At 51.0% G+C, this 20,929-nt stretch carries 18 protein-coding genes; 10 read left to right on the top strand and 8 right to left on the bottom strand.

All coding sequences use genetic code 11. The features are described from left to right. Window positions 1–84 precede the first annotated feature (84 nt). The 4 genes from fbaA to tkt all read right to left on the bottom strand — a co-directional run bounded on the left by fbaA (window position 85) and on the right by tkt (window position 5,857). Entirely contained in the window at window positions 85–1,161 is a 1,077-nt protein-coding gene (gene fbaA, locus DUT67_RS02925) for a class II fructose-bisphosphate aldolase (protein ID WP_011095408.1), read from the bottom strand. A 137-nt stretch (window positions 1,162–1,298) separates the two neighbouring features. Continuing rightward, the gene (pgk, locus tag DUT67_RS02920) at window positions 1,299–2,462 is read right to left on the bottom strand and encodes a phosphoglycerate kinase (protein ID WP_048262479.1); all 1,164 of its coding nucleotides are present in this window, start codon (window positions 2,460–2,462) and stop codon (window positions 1,299–1,301) included. 72 nt (window positions 2,463–2,534) lie between these two features. Further along, on the bottom strand, window positions 2,535–3,551 hold the full coding sequence (epd, locus tag DUT67_RS02915; protein WP_113628120.1) for an erythrose-4-phosphate dehydrogenase: 1,017 nt from the start codon (window positions 3,549–3,551) through the stop codon (window positions 2,535–2,537). Window positions 3,552–3,862: 311 nt separating this feature from the next. Next, window positions 3,863–5,857 (bottom strand): transketolase, encoded by a 1,995-nt coding sequence (tkt, locus tag DUT67_RS02910; RefSeq protein ID WP_368350110.1) that lies wholly within the window; start codon window positions 5,855–5,857, stop codon window positions 3,863–3,865. 409 nt (window positions 5,858–6,266) lie between these two features. Here tkt and DUT67_RS02905 point away from each other — a divergent pair, with 409 nt between their 5' ends. Together DUT67_RS02905 and DUT67_RS02900 are read left to right on the top strand one after the other, a co-directional pair. Next, entirely contained in the window at window positions 6,267–7,019 is a 753-nt protein-coding gene (locus tag DUT67_RS02905; RefSeq protein ID WP_048262508.1) for a M48 family metallopeptidase, read from the top strand. Between the two features lie 678 nt (window positions 7,020–7,697). Continuing rightward, window positions 7,698–8,243, top strand: a complete 546-nt coding sequence (locus DUT67_RS02900) for a LuxR C-terminal-related transcriptional regulator (RefSeq protein WP_048262510.1) — start codon at window positions 7,698–7,700, stop codon at window positions 8,241–8,243. 59 nt (window positions 8,244–8,302) lie between these two features. Here DUT67_RS02900 and speA read toward each other — a convergent pair whose 3' ends face one another. Next, the gene (gene speA, locus DUT67_RS02895) at window positions 8,303–10,285 is read right to left on the bottom strand and encodes a biosynthetic arginine decarboxylase (RefSeq protein ID WP_113633164.1); all 1,983 of its coding nucleotides are present in this window, start codon (window positions 10,283–10,285) and stop codon (window positions 8,303–8,305) included. Window positions 10,286–11,002: 717 nt separating this feature from the next. Between speA and metK the strand changes: the two genes are divergently transcribed. From metK to ruvX, 7 genes are all read left to right on the top strand, one after another. After that, complete coding sequence (gene metK, locus DUT67_RS02890) at window positions 11,003–12,154, top strand: methionine adenosyltransferase (RefSeq protein WP_048262514.1); 1,152 nt, start codon at window positions 11,003–11,005, stop codon at window positions 12,152–12,154. Window positions 12,155–12,266: 112 nt separating this feature from the next. Continuing rightward, window positions 12,267–12,779, top strand: a complete 513-nt coding sequence (locus DUT67_RS02885; RefSeq protein WP_015731302.1) for a SprT family zinc-dependent metalloprotease — start codon at window positions 12,267–12,269, stop codon at window positions 12,777–12,779. 95 nt (window positions 12,780–12,874) lie between these two features. Beyond that, a complete protein-coding gene (gene endA, locus DUT67_RS02880; protein WP_113633165.1) occupies window positions 12,875–13,573 on the top strand; it encodes a deoxyribonuclease I in 699 nt (232 codons plus the stop codon). A gap of 117 nt (window positions 13,574–13,690) precedes the next feature. Beyond that, window positions 13,691–14,425, top strand: a complete 735-nt coding sequence (rsmE, locus tag DUT67_RS02875; RefSeq protein ID WP_113633166.1) for a 16S rRNA (uracil(1498)-N(3))-methyltransferase — start codon at window positions 13,691–13,693, stop codon at window positions 14,423–14,425. A gap of 11 nt (window positions 14,426–14,436) precedes the next feature. After that, window positions 14,437–15,396 (top strand): glutathione synthase, encoded by a 960-nt coding sequence (gene gshB, locus DUT67_RS02870; RefSeq protein WP_113633167.1) that lies wholly within the window; start codon window positions 14,437–14,439, stop codon window positions 15,394–15,396. An 81-nt stretch (window positions 15,397–15,477) separates the two neighbouring features. Continuing rightward, window positions 15,478–16,041 carry a YqgE/AlgH family protein gene (locus tag DUT67_RS02865; RefSeq protein ID WP_048262524.1) on the top strand — a complete coding sequence of 188 codons (564 nt, stop codon included), beginning with the start codon at window positions 15,478–15,480 and terminating at the stop codon, window positions 16,039–16,041. Further along, window positions 16,041–16,460: a Holliday junction resolvase RuvX gene (ruvX, locus tag DUT67_RS02860; RefSeq protein WP_011095422.1), complete on the top strand. Its 420-nt coding sequence runs from the start codon at window positions 16,041–16,043 to the stop codon at window positions 16,458–16,460. The genes DUT67_RS02865 and ruvX overlap by 1 nt, the downstream gene beginning before the upstream one ends. A gap of 121 nt (window positions 16,461–16,581) precedes the next feature. Here the strand turns inward: ruvX and fbp are convergent, their stop codons facing one another. After that, window positions 16,582–17,586, bottom strand: a complete 1,005-nt coding sequence (fbp, locus tag DUT67_RS02855) for a class 1 fructose-bisphosphatase (protein WP_039487368.1) — start codon at window positions 17,584–17,586, stop codon at window positions 16,582–16,584. A gap of 169 nt (window positions 17,587–17,755) precedes the next feature. Between fbp and mpl the strand changes: the two genes are divergently transcribed. Beyond that, complete coding sequence (gene mpl / locus DUT67_RS02850; protein ID WP_113633168.1) at window positions 17,756–19,147, top strand: UDP-N-acetylmuramate:L-alanyl-gamma-D-glutamyl-meso-diaminopimelate ligase; 1,392 nt, start codon at window positions 17,756–17,758, stop codon at window positions 19,145–19,147. Window positions 19,148–19,244: 97 nt separating this feature from the next. Here the strand turns inward: mpl and DUT67_RS02845 are convergent, their stop codons facing one another. Together DUT67_RS02845 and DUT67_RS02840 are read right to left on the bottom strand one after the other, a co-directional pair. Further along, a complete protein-coding gene (locus DUT67_RS02845; protein ID WP_048262531.1) occupies window positions 19,245–20,543 on the bottom strand; it encodes an adenylosuccinate synthase in 1,299 nt (432 codons plus the stop codon). Between the two features lie 99 nt (window positions 20,544–20,642). Further along, window positions 20,643–20,843, bottom strand: coding sequence for a DUF2065 domain-containing protein (locus DUT67_RS02840; protein WP_048262534.1), 201 nt, complete (start codon window positions 20,841–20,843; stop codon window positions 20,643–20,645). Between the last annotated feature and the right edge of the window lie 86 nt (window positions 20,844–20,929).

Here is a 20,929-nt window from a genome sequence, read left to right as displayed (position 1 = left end):
GTCCGCATCTAAAACCGCAACATCGGCCCCAAAAATTAAGGCTCCCGTAGGAGCCTTAGCATCAAACTATGTCTATCGTCTTACTTAGAGCACATCAACCGCATTGAGCTCTTTGAAGGCTTGTTCCAGACGAGCAACCATGCTTGTCTGAGCGGAACGCAGCCATACACGTGGATCATAGTATTTCTTGTTCGGCTGATCGTCGCCTTTCGGGTTGCCCAATTGGGCTTGCAGATAGGCTTCGTTTTCTTTGTAGTATTTCAGGATACCTTCCCATGTTGCCCACTGGGTATCGGTATCGATGTTCATTTTCACTACGCCGTAGCTGACAGAATCTTTGATTTCCTGAGCGCTGGAACCAGAACCGCCGTGGAACACGAAGTCCAGGCTGTTGTGTGGCAGGTTATGTTTCTTGGAAACATATTCCTGAGAATCACGCAGGATGGTCGGAGTCAGCTTCACGTTACCTGGCTTGTATACGCCATGCACGTTACCGAAAGAGGCAGCGATGGTGAAACGTGGGCTGATCGCGTTCAGTTTGGTGTACGCGTAGTCAACATCTTCTGGCTGGGTGTACAGAGCAGAAGCGTCCATGTGGCTGTTATCCACACCGTCTTCTTCACCACCGGTACAACCCAGTTCGATTTCCAGGGTCATGTCGATTTTGGCCATACGCGCCAAATATTTAGAACAGATCTCGATGTTCTCTTCCAGAGACTCTTCAGACAGGTCAATCATGTGAGAAGAGAACAGCGGTTTGCCGGTAGCTGCAAAGTGTTTTTCACCCGCGTCCAGCAGGCCATCGATCCACGGCAGCAGTTTTTTCGCGCAGTGGTCAGTGTGCAGAATTACCGGAATACCGTAATGCTCAGCCATTTGGTGCACATGATGAGCGCCAGAAATTGCACCCAAAATTGCCGCCTGTTGACCTTCCGCTTTCAGGCCTTTACCTGCGGTGAATGCTGCACCGCCGTTAGAGAACTGAACGATGACCGGTGCGCGCACTTTGGCTGCGGCTTCCAGCACAGCATTGATTGAGTCGGTACCGACACAGTTCACTGCTGGCAAAGCGAATTTGTTTTCTTTTGCTACTGCGAAAACTTTCTGAACGTCATCACCAGTGATGACACCGGGTTTTACGAAATCAAAAATTTTAGACATGTTACGTGTCCCGTTTCGTTGGCCGTGGAGGGGTTAGAGAAATCGATGTTAAATCGACAGGCTGTCCCGACACGATATTGTGATAACTACCTGTCGAGACAACCACAGGAAAGGGTAAAAGCAGCCCTTACCTTACATTACTGCTTGGCGCGTTCTTCCAGCATAACGACTGCTGGCAGTTTTTTCCCTTCAACAAACTCCAGGAATGCGCCACCACCGGTAGAAATGTAGGAGATCTTGTCTGCAATACCAAACAGATCGATCGCAGCCAGCGTATCGCCGCCACCTGCGATAGAGAATGCGTCGCTCTCTGCGATAGCACGGGCGATGGTCTCGGTTCCTTTACGGAAATTCGGGAATTCGAAGACGCCAACTGGGCCATTCCATAGGATAGTTTTGGCACTCTTCAGAATTTCAGCCAGACGCTCAGCGGAAACATCACCCAGATCCAGAATCTGCTCTTCGTCTTTAATCGCGGTAACAGACTTCAGCGTTGCTGCCGCAGTTTCAGAGAATTCTGATGCCACGCGGACATCGCTCGGTACAGGAATATCACACGTTTCCAGCAGTTTTTTCGCTTCAGGAATCAGGTCTGCTTCGTACAGGGATTTACCTACGTTGTGGCCTTGTGCAGCAACGAAGGTATTGGCAATACCACCACCGACGATCAGCTGGTCAGCGATTTTAGACAAAGAATCGAGTACAGTCAGTTTAGTTGAAACTTTAGAACCGCCCACAATCGCAACCATCGGACGTGCAGGTTTGCTCAGTGCTTTACCCAGCGCTTCCAGCTCACCAGACAGCAGTGGACCCGCACAAGCGATAGTGGCAAATTTACCTACACCGTGGGTTGAAGCCTGTGCACGGTGCGCCGTACCGAAAGCGTCCATCACGAACACATCACACAGTGCTGCGTATTTCTTGGACAGGACTTCGTCGTCTTTCTTCTCGCCTTTGTTAAAGCGGACGTTTTCCAGTACAACCAGCTCACCTTCGGCGACATCAACACCATCCAGATAGTCTTTCGCCAGACGTACAGGAGAAGAGAGTTTCTCTTTCAGGTAGTCAACAACAGGCAGCAAAGAAAACTCTTCGTTGTACTCGCCTTCGGTCGGGCGTCCCAGGTGGGAAGTGACCATAACGCGAGCGCCTTGTTTCAGAGCGATTTCGATGGTCGGCAGAGAGGCACGGATGCGCGCATCAGACGTCACTTTCCCTTCTTTTACTGGTACGTTCAGATCCGCACGAATAAGAACACGTTTACCAGCCAGATCCAGATCGGTCATCTTAATTACAGACATGGTGAATCCTCTTGTTGATTCTCTTTTAAAGTTGCTTGAGCGAGATAGCGACCCCTGATCGCCACCGTCGTACTAGAAACCGCAGGCTGCCATCGCCCGTGTTGTATCCAACATCCGGTTGGCAAAACCCCATTCGTTATCGCACCAGACTAATGTTTTAATCAGATGCTGACCACTGACCCGAGTCTGCGTGCCATCGACAATGGCACTGTGCGGATCGTGGTTAAAATCAGCCGACACTAATGGCAATTCAGTATAATCAACTATACCACGAAACGACTCATGCGCTGATTTTTGCAATAGTGCATTAATTTCATTCACGTTTACGGCTTTCCTGACGCTAACGCTCAGGTCAATTGCCGTGACGTTAATCGTCGGCACCCGCACCGAGATCGCCTCAAAGCGATCGACAAACTGCGGAAAAATACGGGTGATCCCCGCCGACAGTTTAGTATCGACCGGAATGATCGACTGGCTGGCGGCTCGAGTACGCCGCAGATCGTGATGATAAGCATCGATCACCGGTTGATCGTTCATTGATGAGTGAATCGTCGTCACCGTACCATTCTCAATACCGAAGGCATCATCCAGCAGCTTGATCACCGGGATAACGCAGTTGGTTGTGCAGGACGCATTGGAAACAATGCGATGCCCTCTTTCCAACCGATCGTGATTGACGCCAAACACCACCGTGGCATCTAAATCCGTCGTTCCCGGATGAGAAAACAACACTTTCTTCGCACCTGCCGCCAGATGGGCTTCCCCATCTTCCCGGCTACCGTAGACACCGCTGCAATCCAGTACGATATCTACACCGAGTTCTCGCCAGGGCAATTGCTGAATCTCTGCCTGATGTAAAAGACGAATACAGTCATCACCGACATAAAGCTGATCGCACTCTTGACGAACATCCCACGAAAAACGGCCGTGGCTGGTGTCATACTTGAGCAAGTGTGCCATACCTTCCGAGCTCGCCAGCTCGTTAATAGCCACAACGGTAATCTCGGCTCGGCGGCCCGATTCATACAACGCACGTAAAACACTGCGGCCTATGCGGCCAAAACCGTTTATCGCAATACGGATCGTCATGGTGTTCCTTGTGGTTCCTTATGTCATGGCAGGGTTATCCAGCGCATAGAATATACCCTTCTTAGACACCAGAGAACCCCTGGCGGAACGCCGTCAACACAACAACTGAAACGCTTCAGCTAGCATAAACGAATTAACGCATAAAAGAAATATTCTCGTCTGGCACACGCCAGAAGAGTGACCTACGTCATAAAAATAAAAAAGCAGGAGTTAAGACGGATAACGAGTGTCGGGCAGTAGGACAAATTAAAGATGAAAAAAAACCGCCAGCGTTAGCTGACGGTTTTTCATATAGGGGTTAACGAGGGTGATTACTTCAGCAGCGCCTGCGCTTTTGCGACCACGTTATCGACGGTGAAGCCGAACTCTTCGAACAGCAGTTCAGCCGGCGCAGATTCGCCGAAGCTCGTCATACCGACAATCGCGCCGTTCAGGCCGACGTACTTGAACCAGTAGTCTGCAATACCCGCTTCAATGGCTACGCGCGCCGATACCGCTTTCGGCAGCACCGCTTCACGGTAGGCCGCGTCCTGCTTGTCGAACGCATCCGTTGACGGCATCGACACCACGCGCACCTTACGGCCAGCAGCAGTCAGTTTATCGTACGCACCAACAGCCAGCTCGACTTCAGAACCGGTGGCAATCAGGATGAGTTCCGGCTGACCGTCGCTGTCTTTCAGCACGTACCCGCCTTTCACCACGTTCGCCAGTTGTTCGGCGGTACGCGTCTGCTGCGCCAGATTCTGACGCGACAAGATAAGTGACGTCGGGCCGTCCTGACGCTCGATGGCGTATTTCCACGCCACCGCCGTTTCCACCTGGTCTGCCGGACGCCAGTTGCTCATGTTCGGCGTTACGCGCAGGCTGGCCAGTTGTTCAACGGGCTGGTGCGTCGGGCCGTCTTCGCCCAGACCGATGGAGTCGTGGGTGTAGACGTAGATACTGCGGATTTTCATCAGCGCCGCCATACGCACGGCATTACGCGCGTATTCCACAAACATCAGGAAGGTCGCGGTATACGGCACAAAGCCACCGTGCAGCGCAATCCCGTTGGCAATGGCGGTCATACCGAACTCGCGCACGCCGTAGTGGATATAGTTACCCGCGTGGTCTTTATCCAGCGATACCGAGCCGGACCAGATGGTCAGGTTGCTCGGAGCCAGGTCGGCAGAGCCGCCCAGGAATTCCGGCAGCAGTTTGCCGTAAGCTTCCAGCGCATTCTGTGACGCTTTACGGCTGGCGATTTTCGCCGGATTGGCCTGCAAATCCTCGATGAATTTCTGTGCGTCGGCCTGCCAGCGGGTCGGCAGTTCACCGCCGGTACGGCGTGTGAATTCAGCAGCCAGCTCAGGGTACGCGCTGGCGTAGGCGGCAAACGCCTCATCCCAGGCCGCTTCCTTACGCTGACCAGCTGGTTTCGCATCCCAGGCGGCATAAATATCGGCCGGAATATCAAACGGCGCGTGCGTCCAGCCCAGCTGTTCGCGGGAAGCCGCAACTTCAGCCTCACCCAGCGGTGCACCGTGCGAGTCGTGCGTACCGGCCTTGTTCGGTGAACCGAAGCCAATTACGGTTTTGCACATCAGCAGCGACGGCTTGTCAGTGACAAGCTGTGCTTCGCCGATGGCGCGTTTAATCGCGTCTGCATCGTGGCCGTCCACACCGCGCACTACGTGCCAGCCGTAGGCTTCAAAGCGGGCGGCGGTATCGTCGGTAAACCAGCCTTCTACGTGGCCGTCGATGGAGATGCCGTTGTCATCATAAAACGCGGTCAGTTTGCCGAGCTTCATGGTGCCTGCCAGCGAACAGACTTCGTGGGAAATCCCTTCCATCATGCAGCCGTCACCGAGGAAGGTGTAGGTCTGATGGTTAACAATGTCGTGGCCCGGACGGTTAAACTGCGCCGCCAGCGTGCGCTCGGCAATCGCCATCCCCACCGCGTTGGCAACACCCTGACCCAGTGGGCCGGTGGTGGTTTCAACGCCGGCGGTGTAGCCGTATTCAGGGTGACCCGGAGTTTTGGAATGCAACTGGCGGAAATTTTTCAGTTCTTCAATCGGCAGGTCGTAGCCGGAAAGGTGCAGCAGGCTGTAAATCAGCATGGACGCATGACCGTTGGACAGCACGAAGCGGTCACGGTTGACCCAGTTGGGGTTGGCCGGATTATGGTTGAGATAATCGCGCCACAGCACTTCGGCGATATCGGCCATGCCCATCGGTGCGCCCGGGTGACCGGATTTGGCTTTCTGCACTCCATCCATGCTAAGCGCACGGATAGCATTGGCAAGTTCTTTACGAGAGGACATGCTTGACTCCAGATCGGATTGAACGAATGCCTTCCTGTATAATTCATATAAATTAATAACTTAAACAGGAATGACAAAATAAATATGATTACAAATGTACATGAAAAACGTAGCGAATGCACATGGAACCGTGAGCAAAAAACAGGGATTTATTGGCTAACGAATCAATGGCGGTTCTTTTATCAATTGTGCAGTTGATTGCAGCACCATACGCTATGTTTTCCAGTGGGTTCGCCTTTATCTATCGTGCCTTTTTGGAACGCACAGAAACAAGATTTATCAACTGTTGGTTATCGAAAAGAAGACAAATCAGATTTTCTGATCTATTTCTCAATGCTATTTTCGGGTAGTTTATGGTCGTTTTTCTTTCATATTAAAAAACAAACACTATCGTAGGGAGATGATTTTTATGGCAATTCGTTCTTCTGTACTGGCGCTGTGTGTCGCAACCTTGCTGACTGGCTGCCAGAATTTAAACACCAATACCTTAATGCAATCCGGTGCACAGGCTTTCCAGGCGGCAACACTCAGTGATGCTCAGGTTAAAGCGCTCAGCGATCAATCCTGTGAGCAAATGGATAAAGAGGCAAAAATTGCCCCTGCCGACAGCAAATACACGCAGCGCCTGAATAAAATTGCGGATGCGCTAGGCCACGATATCAACGGCACACCAGCAAACTACAAGGTGTATTTGACAAAAGATGTTAACGCCTGGGCAATGGCGAACGGCTGTATCCGGGTATACAGCGGTTTGATGGACATGATGAACGACAATGAAGTGGAAGGCGTACTCGGCCACGAAATGGGTCACGTAGCGCTGGGACACACGCGTAAAGCCATGCAGGTTGCTTATGCCGCGACGGCCGCGCGTACTGCAATCGGCTCTGCTGGCGGCATGGCGGCCTCCTTGTCACAATCTCAGTTAGCCGATCTGGGCGAAAAATTAGTGAATTCCCAATTCTCTCAAACCCAAGAAACGCAAGCTGATGACTATTCCTTTGATTTTCTGAAGAAACGCGGCATCAATCGCGACGGTCTGGCGAGCAGCTTTGAGAAACTCGCGAAACTGGATGCTGGCCATGAGAGCAGCATGTTTGATTCCCACCCTTCATCTGAAGGCCGCGCCAAACACATTCGTGAACGCATTGCTGCCGAGAAATAATCTCACACGCTGATTACTCGCAAAAAATGCACACTGGGGCAATTGAAAAAATCTCAATTGCCCGCTAGTCATCCGACCACTATCATCCCCGCCATATTCACTGTAAGCTGTTACATAACAGTGACCCTCAATCACTGCTATCGCTACTATGATAGGATTTAAGAATTAATAGATATAAATAGATAGCTATTTTCAATCATATTTACCTTCCGTTCTCTTTTTAAGAAACGATACTCGCCCGATTTCCAGATGCAAGAAAGCAACTGAGAGAATGAATGCGGCGGCATACGGAAAAACAGGCAACCACGATTAACGAAGACATACACGCCTTAATAACAGGGAGGATGGGATAACCCCATGTATTTAAAGATAGAAATAAACCAGTAAATCAAGCATACTATGTTAAACCAATAAGACTTTTTCCAGTTTAATCATATAGATATATGATAAAACCTGTTGTTTCTCCCGCAGGTTTCTCTAGAGGCTCCATCTTTTAGCGATTTAAAAGCATTTCAAGATCGCGATTTCTTAATAACTGGATGACATCAGCAACGATTATTGGTTTGTGGCCACTTTCAGACAATAAACTCATATGTGTTAAAAATCATGGATGTGAGAATTTTCAGTAAATGCAACTTTACCACGGTAGGATTACGGGAAATCCTATCTAGTATTCCTATGCTCTCGATAAAGCCCGTCAACAGGTTTACGCTGCAGCCAGGAAAGAAAAAATGTATTTTCATCATTGACGGCAGTAGCGAGGGCTTTGAGGAATACTATGAGTCGATAAGAACTCATTTTTATAATATGGCGTCATCGTTCGTTATCATCAATAATTCCCCCAATCATCCCCCTGTGTGCATTGACGAAAAAACGATTCTTATTTCAAAGTCAGCAGCCATAGATTCGTTTTATAAATTACTCGATTTCGTTCACCTACACGACCGACGTTTATTCAGTCCCGTCAGGTTATCAAAATCTGAATATGCCGTATTCCAGTATTGGTGTGCGGGCTACACAGCGGAAGCGATTGCCGATCTCATCGGGTTAAATAAAAAATCAGTACTGAACAGTAAATCAAGATTACTGAATAAATATGGCGTTCAGGATAAAAACTCTTTACTGCTTATTGCTAAAATTATCTTCAAAGACAGCGTCATTGAAGAATTTGATTCCCTTCCAAAACCAGCAGCCGATATCAATATGAGTCATTCGCTTATCTAATCGATAGACGAAAAAAAGGGATGCTAACTTGCATCCCTTTTTACTCAATCAGTCACACTTTATTCTTCATCTTCCAAATAAGTATAACCGTACAGCCCGCTTTCAAACTCTTCCATAAACTGAGCCTGAAGCTCAGCATCCAGATCGGTTTCTTTAACCTGATCGCGGAAGCGCGTCATCAAGACTTTAGGGTCAAGCTGCACATATTCCAGCATGTCGGCAACCGTATTGCCTTCATCAGACTCTTCAATCTCAACGGTGCCATCCTGGAAGACAAATACGTCAACCGTCGACGTATCGCCGAACAGGTTATGCATGTTCCCGAGGATTTCCTGATAGGCGCCGACCATAAAGAAGCCTAGCAGCGGCGGATTTTCTGGATCGTAAGGCGGCATTGGCATCGTCGTCGCGATTCCGTCACCATCGACATAATGGTCGATCGTGCCATCAGAATCACAGGTGATATCCAGCAGGACAGCACGACGCTCAGGCGGTTTATCCAGCCCTTCCAGCGGCATTACTGGGAACAGCTGATCGATACCCCATGCATCCGGCATGGATTGGAACAGCGAGAAGTTGACATACAGCTTGTCAGCCATCCGTTCCTGTAATTCATCGATCACCGGCCGGTGAGCACGATTACTCGGGTCCAGCTGCTCCTGAATCAACTGACAGATGCTCAGATAAAGCTGCTCCGCTTTCGCACGCTGTGTCAGATCCAACATACCGTGCGTGTACTGGGTATGCACATCGTGCAAGTCCATCTGGCTGTCATGCAGCCACTCGCGCAGCGAACGGCGTTTGCCCGGCTGCTTGATTTCCTTCCAGGTTGACCACAGGCTTTCCAACGCACGCGGAGCGCCGTCTTCCGGCTCAGTAGGTTCGCTGAATTCGTTACGTTCTACCCCGATAATATTGGAAACCAACACGGTATGGTGCGCAGTGACCGCACGGCCAGATTCGGTGATCACCGTTGGATGTGGCAAACCATTTTCGTTACAGGCATCACCGATGCCCCAAATCACGTTGTTCGCGTACTCGTTCAGGCCATAGTTCACCGAACAATCAGATTGAGAGCGCGTTCCTTCATAATCCACGCCCAAACCGCCACCGACGTCAAAGCACTGAATATTTACACCCAGTTTATGCAGCTCGACATAGAAGCGCGCGGATTCACGTACGCCCGTTGCGATATCACGGATATTCGCCAACTGCGATCCCAGATGGAAATGCAGCAGTTGCAGGCTATCCAGCCTCCCGGCTTCACGCAGCATCTCAACCAGTTGCAGCACCTGAACCGCCGCCAGACCAAACTTGGACTTTTCACCACCGCTGGATTGCCACTTGCCCGACCCCTGAGAGGCCAGACGCGCACGGACGCCAAGGCGCGGCACCACATTCAAGCGTTCAGCTTCTTCCAGCACCAGTCGGATTTCGGACATCTTCTCGATGACCAGATAAACTTTGTGGCCCAGCTTTTCGCCGATAAGTGCCAGACGGATGTATTCGCGGTCTTTGTAGCCGTTACACACAATCACAGTACGGGTCATGCCAGCATGGCCAAGTACCGCCATCAGCTCAGCTTTTGAACCGGCTTCCAGACCAAGCGGCTCACCGGAATTAGCCAGTGACTCAATGACGCGGCGATGCTGGTTAACCTTGATCGGATAAACCAGAAAGTAGCCGCCTTCATAGCCAAACGACTCGCGAGCCTGTTTAAACGCAGCGTTAATAGAACGCAGGCGATGCTGAAGAATCTGCGGAAAGCAGAACAGCGCAGGCAGACGCTGATGGTTCTCTTTCTGCATATCTTTGACCAGTCTGGCCAGATCGACGCGCGCTTCTGGGACGTCTGGATCCGGGCACACGCTAATGTGGCCGAGTTCATTGACGTCATAGTAATTATTGCCCCACCAGGCAATATTGTAGGTACGAAGCATTTCGCTGGCATTACGGTCATTCATGGCAACCTCCTGCATAGAGCGCAAATTTTCATGTTTACCCGTCGCTGACGAGCCGTGATGAATCATGTCGTCAGACATAACGAACCTCTTCTTTTTCTAGACTGCTAATCACATCAGTACCTGAATGAACAGCCCACATGAGCATACCTGCAACATGCGGCATCGACAGTGAAAAAACCGGCGTAGTGAAGTATGCCGTCACTTTATTACTCTTATTAGTGTAAAACACGTTGTCAGGCTCCGTGTTACGGGTCGATAAAACTCGTCGTGAAAATCACCGGGCGAACGTGACCAGAAAGGTGTTAAATGCTTCTGGCAGAAAGAATAACAGGCAGATTAACCAGCCCTGGAGTCCTGTGTCGAATTTAAAGACAGGCAACGTCGAGAAACGGAAAAGAAGGGTTGAGTCGCTGACGCGGTAGCGTCAAAAGGGACATATTGCGAGCGCAATATACTCAGTAAACAACGGATCATTAATCCTACCACCTCCACGTGCGCCGCAGGCTGTGCGGTCAGCTATCAATAAGACATTCACCATGTCGCGGCGTACACCATACCGCCACAGATCGCCGTTTATACCTACATGCTGCTGTAAAAGCAAAATGAAAATTACTGCCAGTCATCTCTTGTAAAAGAAAAAACGGCCGATGATAAAAGGACGATGGTCAGCTAATGCGAAAAACTACTGGCACTGAGGCCAGAAGGTGACCTAGAATAGCCATCCAGATGTTAATCCGTCTATATCGATTAACTGATACACTGCTTAACGGCTTTGATTTGAAGGTAAAGAAACTCATGGCTAAACACCTTTTTACGTCCGAGTCAGTCTCTGAAGGACACCCAGATAAAATTGCTGACCAGATTTCTGATGCGGTTCTCGACGCCATTCTGGAGCAAGACCCAAAAGCGCGTGTCGCTTGTGAGACTTATGTAAAGACCGGGATGGTGTTAGTCGGTGGTGAAATTACTACCAGCGCCTGGGTCGACATTGAAGAAATTACCCGTCGTACCGTACGTGATATTGGTTATGTCAATTCTGAAATGGGCTTTGATGCCAACTCTTGTGCCGTACTGAGCGCAATTGGCAAACAGTCTCCTGATATCAATCAAGGCGTTGACCGCCGCGATCCGCTGGAACAAGGCGCAGGCGACCAAGGCCTGATGTTCGGTTACGCGACCAACGAAACCGACGTACTGATGCCAGCGCCTGTGACTTATGCACACCGTCTGGTTCAGCGCCAGTCAGAAGTCCGCAAGAGCGGTTCTCTGCCGTGGCTGCGTCCAGATGCGAAAAGCCAGGTTACGTTCCTGTACGACGATGGCAAGATTGCCGGTATCGATGCCGTGGTACTGTCTACCCAGCATTCAGAAGACGTTAGCCAGAAAGATCTGCATGAAGCGGTGATGGAAGAGATCATCAAACCGGTTCTGCCTGCAGAGTGGCTGTCTGCCAGCACCAAATATTTCATCAACCCAACTGGACGCTTTGTTATCGGCGGCCCAATGGGTGACTGCGGCCTGACAGGTCGTAAAATCATCGTTGATACCTACGGCGGCGCGGCACGTCACGGTGGCGGTGCATTCTCTGGTAAGGATCCGTCTAAAGTAGACCGTTCTGCCGCTTATGCCGCACGCTATGTTGCCAAGAATATCGTTGCTGCTGGCCTGGCCGATCGCTGCGAAATTCAGGTGTCCTACGCTATCGGCGTTGCAGAGCCAACGTCCATCATGATCGAAACCTTTGGCACAGAGAAAGTGTCCACCGAGCAATTGACCCTGCTGGTGCGCGAATTCTTCGATCTGCGTCCTTACGGCTTAATCCAGATGCTGGATCTGCTGCATCCGATTTATCAGGAAACAGCAGCCTATGGTCACTTTGGCCGTGAGCATTTCCCATGGGAAAAAACGGACAAAGCCGCGCAGTTGCGTGAAGCTGCTGGCCTGTAATCCAGCGATGTAATAAGCACCAAACGGCGAATGAAAATTCGCCGTTTTTCATTCTGATTTCTCTCCGCTTCGCCTATTGCGTCTCCCTGCCACTCAATTTATGCTCACAGAAATGAACACTCCCCGAATTCCCATTGCCAGCCATCAGGCTGTAATGCGCTGCCTGCGTGATAAATTGCAGCAGGCCAACCTCACCTTGCAGACGGACTACACCGAACCGACGGTAAATTACCAACAGCGAGGTTCTACGGCAGGCACGGCCTGGCTACAACACTGGGAAATTCGGCTGAACCCCGTCTTGTTGCAGGAAAACCAGCAAACCTTTATCGATGAAGTCGTTCCTCATGAGTTGGCTCATCTGCTGGTCTACGCGCGTTTTGGTCGTGTCGCCCCCCATGGCAAAGAGTGGCGCTGGATGATGGAAAGCGTCCTGCATGTCCCGGCAAAGCGCACGCATCGGTTTGCAGTGCAATCCGTGCAGGGGAAAACCTTCACCTACCTCTGCGATTGCCAACGGCATGAGCTAACGATCCGCCGACACAATAGGATACTGCGTGGCGAAACAGAATATCGCTGCCGTCGTTGCGGGAAAACCTTACGACATGATGTAAAAAGCTCTATTTAAAAGGGAATTTTCAGTTTTAAAAACTGCTTTGCATTTGCCTGCCGACGAGACATCCGGTAGTCTGCCAACTTTACCGCCTGTGGATTATTTGGAATATGCTACGCAAAATTCTCGCTATCGCCGCCGTTGGCGCGGGTCTGTTTTCGACTGCCGCGCTGAGCCAAAACATCAATAATTTTTCGCAGGCAAAAGCCGCCGCAGTCGACATTAATCGGGACGCGCCAGGTTCGTTCTACTGTGGCTGCAAAATTACGTGGCAAGGCAAGAAAGGCACGCCCGACCTTGAATCCTGCGGTTATCAGGTCAGGAAAAATGAACAACGTGCCAGCCGTATCGAGTGGGAGCATGTTGTTCCCGCCTGGCAGTTCGGCCACCAGCGCCAATGCTGGCAGGATGGTGGCCGAAAGAACTGTAACAGCGACCCCGTCTACCGTGAAATAGAAACGGACTTGCACAACCTGCAACCCGCTATCGGCGAAGTTAATGGCGATCGCGGCAATGCCATGTATGGACAATGGAACGGTGGCGCATCCCAATATGGTCAATGCGAGATGAAGGTCGACTTCAAAAACAATCTGGCAGAACCGCCTGCTCGCGCCCGCGGCCAGATCGCTCGTACCTACTTCTACATGCGCGACCGCTATCAGTTACGCCTTTCTAGCCAGCAGACTCAGCTGTTTGAAGCCTGGGATAAGCAATATCCCGTCACGCAGTGGGAATGTACGCGCAATCAGCGCATCGCCGCAAAACAGGGAAACCCTAATCCCTACGTTCAACAGGCTTGCCAGCGCTAATTCGTCTACCTACTATAGCGAATCAGTTTCCAGCGTAACCACCGTCAAATGACGGTGGTTTTACCTATTTCTGGCGTTCCTGCGTCGATTAATTTCATTCAAAGGTCTTAATTCAGTATGCGAGTACCACGCATTTTTCATCCCGAGACGCTCCCCCTTAACGGTGGTGAAGCCGAACTAAGCGACGATGCCGCCAACCATGTTGGTCGTGTATTACGCATGAATACGGGCCAGTCATTGCAGCTGTTTGATGGCAGCAATCATGTCTTTGATGCAGAAATCATCGCGGCTGGAAAAAAGAGTGTGCGCGTTAGCTTCACAGCAGGTAAGTTGGAAGATAAAGAATCGCCCCTACATTTACATCTGGGACAGGTGATGTCGCGCGGCGAAAAGATGGAGTTTACCATTCAGAAATCCATCGAACTGGGCGTCAATGTTATTACGCCGCTGCTGTCTGAACGCTGTGGCGTAAAACTGGATGCAGAGCGTATGGAGAAGAAAATTAGCCAGTGGCAAAAAATTGCGGTTGCCGCCTGTGAACAGTCTGGTCGCAATTGTGTGCCGCTGGTTCGGCAAGCGATGACGCTGGAAGCCTGGTGTGCGGAGCAAGACAACGCGCTGAAATTAAATCTGCACCCGCGCGCCACACAGAGTATCAATACACTGCCGCTACCAGTAGATCGAGTCAGGCTACTGATCGGCCCGGAAGGCGGACTCACCGCCACCGAAATTACCATGACCTCAGAACACGGATTCACTGATATCCTGTTGGGGCCACGCGTCTTGCGCACAGAAACCACTGCACTCACCGCCATGACCGCCTTACAGGTACGTTTCGGCGATTTGGGGTAAAGGAGAAAAGAATGATCAAACTCGGTATCGTGATGGACCCGATTGACACCATCAATATCAAGAAAGACACCAGCTTTGCCATGCTGCTGGAAGCACAGCGCCGTGGTTGGGAACTGCACTATATGGAGATGAACGATCTCTATATGCATGCTGGCGTCGCACGTGCAACAACGCGCCGCCTGAGCGTCCAGTACGATTACGACGGCTGGTACGATTTCTCCGGCGAGCAGGATATTGCGCTGGAAGAGTTGGATGTCGTGTTAATGCGTAAAGATCCACCGTTCGATACGGAGTTCATCTACGCCACCTACATCCTGGAACGCGCAGAAGAGAAAGGCACGCTGATCGTCAACAAGCCGCAAAGCCTGCGCGATTGCAATGAGAAGATCTTCACCGCCTGGTTCCCACATCTAACACCCGATACGCTCGTTACGCGTCGCGCGGACAAACTGCGTCAGTTCCATGAAAAACACGGCGACGTTATTCTCAAACCGCTCGACGGCATGGGCGGCGCCTCTATTTTCCGTTTGAAGCAGGATGACGCCAACGTCTCGGTCATCATCGAAACGCTGACCGAACACGCCAGCCGCTACTGCATGGCACAAAACTACTTGCCTGCGATTAAAGATGGCGACAAGCGCGTGCTGGTCGTCGATGGCGAACCCGTTCCTTATTGCCTGGCGCGTATCCCGAAAAGCGGTGAGACACGTGGCAATCTGGCCGCCGGTGGTCGCGGCGAAGCGCGTCCGCTGACCGAAAGCGACTGGAAAATCGCCCGCGACGTGGCCCCGACGTTAAAAGCCAAAGGCCTGATTTTCGTTGGCTTGGACATCATCGGTGACCGTCTGACAGAAATTAACGTCACCAGCCCGACCTGCGTGCGTGAAATCGAAGCAGCCTATCCAGATGTTTCTATCACCGGCATGCTGATGGACGCGATTGAAAAACGTCTGGCTGCACGCACTCGCTAATCAGAGACACCTGACACGCCACTCGGCCCGCGCAACACGGGCCGTTTCTCCAACGCTGACGGATATCGATAAAAATACACAATGAATTTACAGCATCACTTCCTCATTGCTATGCCAGCACTACAGGACTCTGTATTTAAACGTTCGGTGGTCTATATCTGCGAACATAATGAAGACGGAGCCATGGGGCTGATCATCAACAAACCGATGGATCAGTTTTCCGTGGAAAATGTGCTGAAAAAGCTAAAAATAGATCCAACACCACGCGATCCTGCCATCCGATTAGATAAACCCGTTTTTATCGGTGGCCCACTGGCGGACGACCGTGGCTTTATCCTGCATACGCCCAGTTCCGGCTTTGGTTCTAGCATCAGTATTTCTGAGGACACCATGATCACCACCTCAAAAGACGTACTGGAAACGTTAGGCACGTCCAAGCAGCCGAAAAATACGCTGGTTGCCTTAGGCTATTCCGCCTGGGAGAACGGCCAGCTGGAAGAGGAACTGCTGGATAATGCCTGGCTGACGACGCCAGCCGATAAAGAGATTCTGTTCCACACGCCCATTGCCGAACGCTGGCGAGCGGCGGCCAGAAAGTTGGGTATCGATATTCATAATATCTCCACTGAAGCAGGACATGCCTGATGAGCAACAGAACCCTCCTTGCCTTTGATTTTGGGACAAAAAGTATCGGCGTGGCAATCGGTCAGGAAATTACCGGTACGGCACGCGCACTGACATCGTTCAAGGCACAGGAAGGAATACCCGACTGGCAAAAAGTGGAGAAGCTGTTATCAGAATGGCAGCCAGATTTGGTCGTCGTCGGCCTGCCGCTTAACATGGATGGCACCGAACAGCCGCTGACGGCACGGGCGCGGAAATTTGCTAACCGACTGCACGGTCGTTTTGGTGTCGCTATTGAACTACATGATGAACGATTGAGTACGGTGGAAGCTCGCGCCGATCTCTTTGAACGCGGTGGTTTTAAAGCATTGGATAAAGGTAGCGTAGACGCGGCTTCTGCGGTGATTATTCTGGAAAGCTGGTTCGAAGCACAACATTAAAAAACGCAGAGAGCGTTTTCAACGTATCTTGCGGTAGCCCACCAATAATGGCGTGCCGGACAGCACGCCATAAAAACAATCCCGCATTGGCAGAGAACCCGACAACACGGAATTGTGCTAATTAAGCATCGGGAAATTCACGGATGAAACGTTCAACGTCATCAACCATGGATTCTGTTCCCACAAAGAACGGTGAGCGCTGATGCAGTTTCTCTGGCGTGATATCCAGAATACGGTTTTTACCGTCGCTAGCCTTACCACCCGCCTGCTCCGCCAAGAACGCCATCGGGTTGCATTCGTACAGCAAACGCAGTTTGCCTTTCGGATAGCTCGCCGTGCTCGGGTACAGGTAAATCCCGCCTTTCAGCAGGTTACGATGGAAATCCGCTACCAGTGAACCGATATAACGCGACGTATAAGGACGCTGCGTCTCTTCATCCTGCTCCTGACAGTATTTGATGTATTTCTTCACGCCGGCAGGAAACTTGATGTAGTTCCCTTCGTTGATGGAATACATATTCCCTTTTTCCGGGAAGCAAACTTTTTCATGCGAGAGGCAGAATACACCGAGCGATGGATCGTAGGTAAAAGCGTGAACGCCGTGACCCGTGGTGTACACCAGCATGGTAGAAGAACCGTAAACGATGTAGCCCGCAGCAACCTGCTGGCTACCCGGCTGCAAGAAATCAGCTTCCGTGACTGAAGTTCCCAGCGGCGTAATACGGCGATAAATAGAAAAAATCGTACCGACAGAGACGTTCACATCAATATTTGACGAGCCGTCCAGTGGGTCCATCAGAACCACATATTTAGCGTTTTCCGCCTTATCGCCCTCAAAGATGACAATTTCGTCTTCTTCTTCAGAGGCGATACCTGCCACTTCACCACGCGCTTTTAATGCAGCTTTCAGTTTCTCATTGGCATACAGATCGAGCTTCATCTGCACTTCGCCCTGAACATTAGAAATACCGCTGGCACCCAAGATATCAACCAAACCTGCTTTATTGATATCACGGTGAATAATCTTGGCGCCCAGTTTAATAGCAGACAGCAGCGCGGTAAGCTCACCTGTGGCGTGAGAGAAATCGTGCTGTTTTTCGACGATAAATTCGCCTAACGTTTTCATAACACTATTCCAAAATCTACGGATGAAAAGCGGTTTCATTTCTGCACCGCCAACGTTTGCGCATGCAGTGTAGCCCAAAGAGAAAGTGAGTACCTAGTCAAATCCATTTCTTATGGCGGATTCATAGCGTTAGAATGTGACGCAGACTCACAGTGAAGATGGAAAATGTATGCGTATTCATATTTTAGGTATCTGCGGCACCTTTATGGGTGGCCTTGCCCTACTCGCCCGCTCGCTGGGGCATGACGTCACGGGCTCAGATGCGAATGTTTATCCTCCCATGAGTACCTTACTTGAAGAGCAGGGAATCACGCTGATCCAGGGATACGATCCGGCACAGCTTGCTCACGCCCCCGATCTGGTCATCATCGGTAATGCGATGTCACGCGGAAACCCGTGCGTCGAAGCTGTACTGGAACAAGGATTACCCTATGTTTCCGGTCCACAGTGGCTGCATGACTATGTACTGCGCGATCGCTGGGTGATTGCCGTTGCGGGAACACATGGTAAAACCACTACTGCGGGGATGGTCACCTGGATTCTGGAAGACTGCGGCTACCAACCGGGCTTTGTGATCGGTGGCGTTCCCGGCAACTTCACCGTTTCCGCACGGTTGGGTGACAGCCCGTTCATGGTGCTTGAAGCCGATGAATACGACTGCGCGTTCTTCGACAAACGCTCAAAATTCGTACATTACTGCCCAAGAACGCTGGTACTCAACAACCTTGAGTTCGATCACGCTGACATCTTTGACGATCTGAAAGCCATTCAGAAACAGTTCCACCACCTTGTTCGACTGGTGCCCGGCAGCGGGAAGATCATCCTGCCAACCAACGATCTTAATCTCAAACAGGTGATGGGGATGGGATGCTGGAGTGAACAGGAATTGGTCGGCGAAGAAGGCGTTTGGCGGGCACAGAAAGTGGCCATTGATGCCAGCCAATATCAGGTTTACCTGAACAATGAGCTTGTCGGTGAAGTCCACTGGAAACTGGTGGGTGAACACAACATGCACAACGGATTGATGGCGATTGCTGCCGCACATCACGTCGGCGTGCTGCCCGCAGATGCCTGCCGCGCGCTGGGCGGATTTATCAACGCGCGCCGCCGCCTTGAATTACGTGGTACGGAGCATGGCGTCACAGTTTATGACGATTTTGCACATCACCCTACTGCAATTCTAGCGACACTGTCGGCACTACGCAGCAAGGTGGGAGGTACAGCCCGTATTTTAGCCGTACTGGAGCCCCGTTCAAACACCATGAAATTGGGGATGTGCAAAAACGAACTGGCTCCGTCATTAGGCCGCGCCGATGAAGTATTCCTCTTCCAGCCGACGCATATTCCGTGGCAGGTTGTAGAAGTTGCAGAAGCCTGTGTACAGCCCGCTCACTGGAGCGCGGATATTGATATGCTGGTAGAAAACATCGTCAAGACTGCACAGCCAGGCGACCATATTCTGGTCATGAGTAACGGTGGGTTCAGTAACATCCATAATAAGCTGCTGGATAGCCTGAAGAAGAAAGCGCAGAAGGCGAAAGACGCACAAGAATCACTGTAGGAAGCCGTGCTGTTCTACAACAGCTAAACGCTAGATAGCAAAAAGGACGGGAATCCCGTCCTTTTTCATATTGCATCACTCGTTAAGCGTGGTGCAATCAAGCGTCGAACGGATCGCGCAACACCATTGTTTCGCTGCGATCTGGGCCGGTGGAAATAATATCAATCGGCACACCGGTAACTTCTTCGATACGTTTGATGTAGTTCAGCGCAGCCTGCGGCAGCTTGCTGTGATCTTTCACGCCAAATGTGCTTTCAGACCAACCCGGCACAGTTTCGTAAATCGGCTCAAGACCTTCCCAGCCTTCAGCAGCCAGCGGAGTAGTATCTACTTCGGTGCCATTCGGCAAACGATAGCCTACGCAGATCTTAATCTCTTTCAGACCATCCAGAACATCCAGCTTGGTCAGGCAGAAACCTGACAGCGAGTTGATCTGTACCGCACGACGCACGGCAACCGCATCCAGCCAGCCAGTACGACGACGACGACCCGTAGTCGCACCAAACTCGTTACCTTTCTGAGACAGATGCTCACCCACTTCTTCAAACAGCTCAGTCGGGAATGGACCTGCACCCACACGGGTAGAGTAGGCTTTAACGATACCCAGCACATAATCGACATAACGTGGACCCAAGCCAGAGCCGGTGGCAACGCCGCCCGCAGTGGTATTTGAGGAGGTCACGTACGGATAGGTACCGTGGTCGATATCCAGCAGCGTACCCTGCGCGCCTTCAAACATGACGAAATCGCCACGCAGGTGCGCCTTGTACAGCAAATCAGACACATCAACGACCATAGCAGTCAGGATGTCGGCGATCGCCAGCACATCGTCCAACACTTTCTGGTAGTCGACAGCATCAACTTTGTAGTAGTTAACCAGTTGGAAGTTATGGTATTCGACGATTTCTTTCAGTTTGACAGCAAAGGTTTCTTTATCAAACAGATCGCCAACACGCAGACCACGGCGAGCAACTTTATCTTCATACGCAGGACCGATACCGCGACCCGTAGTACCAATTGCTTTCGCGCCACGCGCTTTTTCACGCGCGTTATCCAATGCGACGTGATAAGGCAGGATTAACGGACAGGCTTCAGAAAGCAGCAGGCGTTCGCGTACCGGGACGCCACGCGCTTCAAGCTCCGTCATTTCTTTCATGAATGCGTCAGGCGCCAGCACAACACCGTTACCGATGATGCTGACAACATTTTCACGCAGAATGCCAGAAGGAATTAAATGAAGGACGGTTTTTTCACCGTTGATAACCAGCGTATGGCCAGCGTTGTGACCACCCTGATAGCGCACAACATATTTAGCCCGTTCAGTCAGCAGGTCAACGACCTTGCCTTTACCTTCGTCACCCCATTGGGTGCCCAGTACGACGACGTTCTTACCCATTTCAAGAATCACCAGGTTGCTTAAAAAAGGATTCTACCATCTCATTTGGATGCTTTCAGTACTTTTAGCACACGGTTGCGCACATTTTTCCGCTTAATTTTAGCCACCCATCCGGCTACGCAACATGTAGTAGATCACGCACCCTGCAACGACTATTCCGCCACCAAAACGCCGCAAAATATTATCCGGTAACTGTGCCATTCCCAAAATCATCCGCCGCCAAAGGCGAGGAAACAGCAACGGACCCAGCCCTTCAAGTACCAAAACCAGCCCGAGCGCCAGCCAAATCGTTGAATTCATAACAGCCCCTTTTTCCTGCTCCGAGTAAGAACAGGACCAAACCCTTTGAGTTATCTCTGCCAGAAAATGACAAAAAAAAGCCCGGT

The sequence above is a fragment of the Pectobacterium peruviense genome (assembly GCF_003312355.2).
Classification (GTDB): domain Bacteria; phylum Pseudomonadota; class Gammaproteobacteria; order Enterobacterales; family Enterobacteriaceae; genus Pectobacterium; species Pectobacterium peruviense.
The sequence above is the reverse complement of the archived record's forward strand: the minus strand, read 5'-3'. Positions and strand labels throughout refer to the sequence as shown.

What these genes read in the sequence shown, in the direction of transcription:
- fbaA (WP_011095408.1), bottom strand. Translation starts at nt 1,161, where the DNA reads ATGTCTAAAATTTTTGATTTCGTAAAACCCGGTGTCATCACTGGTGAT.
- pgk (WP_048262479.1), bottom strand. Translation starts at nt 2,462, where the DNA reads ATGTCTGTAATTAAGATGACCGATCTGGATCTGGCTGGTAAACGTGTT.
- epd (WP_113628120.1), bottom strand. Translation starts at nt 3,551, where the DNA reads ATGACGATCCGTATTGCGATAAACGGTTTTGGCCGCATAGGCCGCAGT.
- tkt (WP_368350110.1), bottom strand. Translation starts at nt 5,857, where the DNA reads ATGTCCTCTCGTAAAGAACTTGCCAATGCTATCCGTGCGCTTAGCATG.
- DUT67_RS02905 (WP_048262508.1), top strand. Translation starts at nt 6,267, where the DNA reads ATGGCAATTCGTTCTTCTGTACTGGCGCTGTGTGTCGCAACCTTGCTG.
- DUT67_RS02900 (WP_048262510.1), top strand. Translation starts at nt 7,698, where the DNA reads ATGCTCTCGATAAAGCCCGTCAACAGGTTTACGCTGCAGCCAGGAAAG.
- speA (WP_113633164.1), bottom strand. Translation starts at nt 10,285, where the DNA reads ATGTCTGACGACATGATTCATCACGGCTCGTCAGCGACGGGTAAACAT.
- metK (WP_048262514.1), top strand. Translation starts at nt 11,003, where the DNA reads ATGGCTAAACACCTTTTTACGTCCGAGTCAGTCTCTGAAGGACACCCA.
- DUT67_RS02885 (WP_015731302.1), top strand. Translation starts at nt 12,267, where the DNA reads ATGAACACTCCCCGAATTCCCATTGCCAGCCATCAGGCTGTAATGCGC.
- endA (WP_113633165.1), top strand. Translation starts at nt 12,875, where the DNA reads ATGCTACGCAAAATTCTCGCTATCGCCGCCGTTGGCGCGGGTCTGTTT.
- rsmE (WP_113633166.1), top strand. Translation starts at nt 13,691, where the DNA reads ATGCGAGTACCACGCATTTTTCATCCCGAGACGCTCCCCCTTAACGGT.
- gshB (WP_113633167.1), top strand. Translation starts at nt 14,437, where the DNA reads ATGATCAAACTCGGTATCGTGATGGACCCGATTGACACCATCAATATC.
- DUT67_RS02865 (WP_048262524.1), top strand. Translation starts at nt 15,478, where the DNA reads ATGAATTTACAGCATCACTTCCTCATTGCTATGCCAGCACTACAGGAC.
- ruvX (WP_011095422.1), top strand. Translation starts at nt 16,041, where the DNA reads ATGAGCAACAGAACCCTCCTTGCCTTTGATTTTGGGACAAAAAGTATC.
- fbp (WP_039487368.1), bottom strand. Translation starts at nt 17,586, where the DNA reads ATGAAAACGTTAGGCGAATTTATCGTCGAAAAACAGCACGATTTCTCT.
- mpl (WP_113633168.1), top strand. Translation starts at nt 17,756, where the DNA reads ATGCGTATTCATATTTTAGGTATCTGCGGCACCTTTATGGGTGGCCTT.
- DUT67_RS02845 (WP_048262531.1), bottom strand. Translation starts at nt 20,543, where the DNA reads ATGGGTAAGAACGTCGTCGTACTGGGCACCCAATGGGGTGACGAAGGT.
- DUT67_RS02840 (WP_048262534.1), bottom strand. Translation starts at nt 20,843, where the DNA reads ATGAATTCAACGATTTGGCTGGCGCTCGGGCTGGTTTTGGTACTTGAA.